8 protein-coding genes are annotated in these 5,077 nt (G+C 70.6%); 5 read left to right on the top strand and 3 right to left on the bottom strand.

From position 1 onward, the window contains the following. On the bottom strand, nt 1–220 hold a 220-nt coding region (locus L2I40_RS18820), incomplete at its 3' end, for an SDR family NAD(P)-dependent oxidoreductase (protein ID WP_237216721.1). Between the two features lie 133 nt (nt 221–353). Between L2I40_RS18820 and L2I40_RS18825 the strand changes: the two genes are divergently transcribed. Next, nucleotides 354–692 (top strand): tRNA-binding protein, encoded by a 339-nt coding sequence (locus L2I40_RS18825; RefSeq protein ID WP_237216722.1) that lies wholly within the window; start codon nt 354–356, stop codon nt 690–692. 143 nt (nt 693–835) lie between these two features. Then, the gene (gpt, locus tag L2I40_RS18830) at nt 836–1,324 is read left to right on the top strand and encodes a xanthine phosphoribosyltransferase (protein WP_237216723.1); all 489 of its coding nucleotides are present in this window, start codon (nt 836–838) and stop codon (nt 1,322–1,324) included. Between the two features lie 45 nt (nt 1,325–1,369). On the opposite strand, the gene L2I40_RS18835 is transcribed toward gpt, so the two are convergent. Continuing rightward, nucleotides 1,370–2,680 (bottom strand): hemolysin family protein, encoded by a 1,311-nt coding sequence (locus tag L2I40_RS18835; RefSeq protein ID WP_237216724.1) that lies wholly within the window; start codon nt 2,678–2,680, stop codon nt 1,370–1,372. 136 nt (nt 2,681–2,816) lie between these two features. Continuing rightward, a complete protein-coding gene (locus L2I40_RS18840) occupies nt 2,817–3,515 on the bottom strand; it encodes a hypothetical protein (protein ID WP_237216725.1) in 699 nt (232 codons plus the stop codon). 205 nt (nt 3,516–3,720) lie between these two features. Here L2I40_RS18840 and L2I40_RS18845 point away from each other — a divergent pair, with 205 nt between their 5' ends. The 3 genes from L2I40_RS18845 to L2I40_RS18855 all read left to right on the top strand — a co-directional run. Then, nucleotides 3,721–4,164: a DUF3429 domain-containing protein gene (locus tag L2I40_RS18845; RefSeq protein ID WP_237216726.1), complete on the top strand. Its 444-nt coding sequence runs from the start codon at nt 3,721–3,723 to the stop codon at nt 4,162–4,164. Between the two features lie 68 nt (nt 4,165–4,232). Then, entirely contained in the window at nt 4,233–4,526 is a 294-nt protein-coding gene (locus tag L2I40_RS18850) for a hypothetical protein (RefSeq protein ID WP_237216727.1), read from the top strand. A 40-nt stretch (nt 4,527–4,566) separates the two neighbouring features. Further along, a partial coding sequence (locus L2I40_RS18855) for a MurR/RpiR family transcriptional regulator (protein WP_372491081.1) occupies nt 4,567–5,077 on the top strand: 511 nt, incomplete at its 3' end.

A 5,077-nucleotide genomic window follows, 5' to 3' on the forward strand; every position in this document is an offset into this window, starting at 1 on the left:
GGTCGGTCACGTCGAGCGGGGCCGCCGTGCCGCGCAGGCCCGCCGCGCGCATCTCCTCGACCGTCGCCTCCATCTCGGCGGCGCTGCGGGCGGCAAGCACCACCTCGGCGCCGGCGGCGGCGAGCGCCACCGCCCCGGCGCGCCCGATCCCCTTGCTCGCCCCCGTCACCAGGGCGCGCTGCCCATCGAGCCGGAAGCTCGGCGTCACCGGCAGGCTCATTCCGTTCCCTCCCTGCGATCCCGGGGCCCGACTGCATGGACCTCTCCCCCGGCGGGCGCAAGACGGCGCCCCCTCTGCCCTGCCCCCTCTCCCCGGCCCTTCCCGCCCGTCCGGCCCCGCGCTAGGACGCGCCATGGACCAGATCGAGTATGCCGACTTCGAGAAGGTGGAGATCCGCGCGGGCACCGTCGTGGACGCCCAGGCCTTCCCCGAAGCGCGCAAGCCCGCGATCAAACTCTGGGTGGATTTCGGCGGCGAGATCGGCGTGCGCCAATCCTCCGCCCAGCTCACCGTGCACTACGTCCCGGACCGGCTGATCGGGCGACAGGTGCTTGCGGTGGTCAATTTCCCGCCGCGCCGCATCGCCGGCTTCGAGAGCCAGGTGCTCGTGCTCGGCCTGCCGGACGAGAACGGCGCCGTCGTGCTGATCCGCCCCGACATCAAGGTGCCGGACGGCGGGAAGATGTTTTGAGTCCTCTTGCGCCCTCAGACGCCGGGCGGCCGCATCCGCGGCCTTGGCTTCGCGGCACTTGCCGCGCGCCGCAGTCGCGGCGTCGGCCCGCCGCATGGCGGGCCGCATTGGCGTCCTAAGTGGCAGCTCACGGAGAGAACCGGATGGCCATCCGCTACTACACGGTGACCTGGGACCAGCTGCACCGCGACGCCAAGGCGCTGGCCTGGCGGCTGGTGGAGAAGGGTCCCTACACGGGCATGATCGCGATCACCCGCGGCGGGCTGATCCCCGCCGCGATCATCGCGCGCGAGCTTGAATGCCGCCTGATCGAGACCGTCTCCATCGTCACCTATGACGAGGAGAAGCGGGGCGAGCCGAAGGTGGTGAAGCCGCCCGCCTCAGCGATGGAGAGCCGCGGTGAGGGCTGGCTGATCGTGGACGACCTGGTGGACACCGGTACGACCGCGAAGGTGGTGCGCGCGCTGCTGCCGAAGGCGCATTTCGCGACCGTCTATGCGAAGCCCGCCGGCAAGCCCACGGTCGACACCTTCATCACCGAGGTGTCGCAGGACACCTGGATCCTCTTCCCCTGGGACACCGAGCCGCAATTCGTGGCCCCCATCGCGAAGTCCCACGCCGCCGGCGCCTGACGCGACCGCGGCGCGCGCGATCAAGGGCCGGCCGGGGCGGCGACCTCAGCGCGGGGTGGCGTCCGCCGTCTCTTCCCTGGCGGCCAGCACCTTGTCCACGCGCCGGCCGTCCATGTCGATGATCTCGAAGCGCCAGCCGGCCCAGGCGATCCGGTCGCCCTCCTTCGGCACGCGCTGCAGCAGCGCGAGCATGAGCCCCGCGACCGTGTGATACGTGCCCTCCCGCGGCAGGTCGGGCAGCTCGAGCCGCGCCTTCAGCTCGTCGCTCGCCATCATCCCGTCGAGCAGCAGGCTGCCATCGTGGCGCGTCACGGCCGGCTTGGACTCGGTCGCCTCCGGCACCCCGAGCTCGCCGACGATCGCCTCCAGCAGGTCGGAGGCCGTCACAACGCCCTCGAAGCTGCCATACTCGTCGAGCACAAGCGCCAGCCCGATCGGATCGCCCCGCAGCCGCTCCAGCGCATCGAGCGCCGAGAGCGTGTCGGGCAGGACGATCGGCTGGCGCGTGGCGGCCTGGATGGCGAGCGGCCGTCCCTCGAGAAGCTGGTCCAGCAGGTCCTTCGCCGCCACCACGCCGACCACGTTGTCCACCCGCCCGTCCGCCACGATGAAGCGCGTCACGCCGGAGGCGCGCAGGCGCTGCGCGACGTCCTCGGCCGGCGCGGTGCGGTCGATCCATTCGAGCTCGGTCCGCGGGGTCATCAGCGCGCGCACCGGCTTGTCGGCCAGCCGGAGCACACGCTCGATCATCTGCCGTTCCTCGGTCTCGATGGCACCCGAGGTCGCGCCCTCGGCCACCACCGCCTTCACCTCCTCCTCGGTGACCGCCTGGTCCGCGCGTTCATGTCGCCCGAACAGCCGCAGGACCAGGGCAGAGGAGTTGGACAGCAGCCAGATGATCGGCCCGGTGGCCCGCGAGAGCCAGGTCAGCGGCCGCGCGACCACCACCGCGATGGTCTCGGCGTGGCGCAGCGCAAGCTGCTTCGGCACCAGCTCGCCCAGGATGAGCGAGAGATAGGTGATCGCGACGACGACGAGGGCGAAGGCGATCTCCGCCGCGGCGGAAGCGAGGCCGGGCACCAGCGCGATGACCTCGGCGAGCGCGCCCGAGAGCCGCGCGCCGCCGAAGGCGCCGGCCAGGATGCCGACCAGCGTGATGCCGACCTGCACGGTCGGCAGGAATCGCTGCGGATCCTCGGCGAGCGCGAGCGCCGCGGCCGCGCCCGCGCTGCCCTTCCGCTGCATCGCCATCAGCCGCGCCCGCCGCGCCGAGACGATCGCGAGCTCGCTCATCGCAAAGGCGCCGTTGAGCAGGACCAGGAGCAGGATCAGCAGAATTTCGAGGCCGATGGCCATCTGGGCGGGAATCCGGGCGGCAGGGGCGCGCAAGATGTGGCCCCGCGGGCGCGAGATCAAACGCCTGGGCCGGCACGATCGTGACCAGGCTGCGTGGGGCCGCCGCGGCGTGCGCGGCGGCGGGCGCCGGCCCGCGTCAGTGGTCGGCCAAGTCGTCTGTGTGGGTCGTCCCCTTCGCCGTGCCGCCCTTCTCGCGCGCCTGCCAATGGAAGAAGTGGTGGTTCTCCTTGGCGCCATCGCCATAACCGTATTTGGAGACGATCAGGTCGAAACGGGTGTCCGCGAGCGCAAACACCACGACGCTCTCCTCCTTGTGGAGATACGTGCTCATGCCGGAGGTGAAGCCGGCGCCGGCGCCGCCCGTGGTCCGGAGCTGATTCTGGAAAGCTTGGCCGCGGTTGATGCCTCTGGCGGCGCCAATCTGTTCTTTGGAAACATAGCTATCGCCCGATACGGTTGCGGGCGATTCATTCGCGTTGGTGTTGCCAAGCCGCCGCGCCAGAATGGTATTGAAGTCGACCCAGACGAGTTCCAGATCGCTGTGCAGTTTGGTCTTCTTCTTCATTTCTGCAGAAACCTTCGACCTGGCTGCCCAATACCCCATCACGGTCCCTACTTCGCGAGTGACGCCGAACCTTACTTCCCACTCGCGCTCCATTTCGTACAGGATGCGCGCAGCGGGCCCGGCATAGACCCTGACGTTCATTTCCCCGATCTCAGAAATAATTTCGTTGATGACCTCCCGGAGTTGGTTGCGGGTACCTTTCCTTAGCGAGCGACGCCGCGCGTACTTCGAGTCATTGCTTGGATTACTGTTGATACTCGTGACCGACATTCGCTCGTCCTTCCGACCTTCCGTATGGGCAGACACAACCCGACACTGCCGCTTTTTGCGGCAGTGAGACGGAAAGATGACTCTGATGGGCCGGCACAGCAACGCCGTGGCGCATTCCGTGGATTCCACGTAATTTTTATCAGAGGCGACGCGGCGAAAACGCCGGGGGGTTGCGTCGCGTTGGCGGCCACGGAAATGGGGCCCCATGCAGACCGACACGCGCGCCGATCCCCCTGCCCCCGCCCGCATTCTCGGGCCCGCCGGGCTGATCCCCTTCGCCGCACTCGCGCTCGGCGTCTGGCTCGGCTGGCCCGGGGCGGCGTTCGGGCTCACGGCCTACGGCGCGACCATCCTGGCCTTCCTCGGCGCCGTCCATTGGGGGCTCGCACTCGCCGCGCCGGCAGCCGAGCGCAGCGCCGACTGGCCCCGGCTGGGCCTCGGCGTGGTGCCGGCGCTGGTTGCCTGGATCGCGTTGCTGTTGCCGCCGTCGCTCGGACTCGGGATCCTGGCGCTCGGCATCCTCGCGACGGCGGGCGTCGAGACGCTCGCGGCGCGGCGTGAGCTGGTGCCGGGGGGCTACCTGCGGTTGCGCTGGCTTCTCTCGGCGGGGGCTGCCGGTTGCCTTCTGGCCGGACTTGCAGCGATTTGACGAAAAAAATCGCTCTTGTCTCCATTTCGGAACATTTGCTACTGTGGGCTTAAGATTTGGAGGGCGAAATGGTCACCCCCGACCCACAGGCGGAGCCCGAGACGGTCATCCTCGACTTCCCCGACACCGAGGAGAACCGGCTGCGCCGCGCCCTCCGCGACCTCGAGGCGGCGATGCGAGACCAGCGTGACGCGGTGACGAACCTGCGCAGCAGCCTCGCCGGCCTCGGGGGCAGCATCGCCCGGCTGGGCACATCGACAGCCGAGCTGCACGCCTCCCTCGCCCAGGCGACGGACCAACCCAACGAGGGCGGCGATGCCGCCGGTCCGCTCGGACCGCGGGAGGACGCTGCGCGGCGCTGAGCCGCTTGCCCCCGCGCCGGCTTCCTCTAGCCTCCCCCGCATGAGGGAGCCGCCGCTCGCCGACCGCATCGCCTCGCTGCAGCACCGGCTGACCCCGGCCGAGCGGAAGGTGGCCGAGCTGGTCGCCGCCGACCCCGCCGCGGTGGTCGAGGCGACCGTTGCCTCCCTCGCCCGCGCCGCCGGTGTGTCCGAGCCGACCGTCATCCGCTTCTGCCGTGCGCTCGGACTCGACGGCTTCGCCGAGTTGCGGACGACGCTGATCCGCGGGGACGCCCCGCCGAGGCGCGTCGTACGCAGCCTCGCGCCCGGACTGCCGCCGGCAGAAGCGCCTGCTGCCGTCTTCGACGCCGCGCTCGCCGCGCTCGGTGCGGCGCGCGAAACGCTCGATGGCGAGCCGGTCGCGCGCGCCGCGCTCGCCCTGCTGCGCGCCACGCGGATCGAGATCTGGGCCTGCGGCGCCTCCTTCGCCGCCGCCCGCCACCTGGAGGCCGCGCTGATGCCGTTCTGCCGCGGTGTCGCCGCGCGCGACGACGGCGCGCTGCAGGGCCTCG

Source organism: Falsiroseomonas oryziterrae (assembly GCF_021864505.1).
Lineage (GTDB): Bacteria > Pseudomonadota > Alphaproteobacteria > Acetobacterales > Acetobacteraceae > Falsiroseomonas > Falsiroseomonas oryziterrae.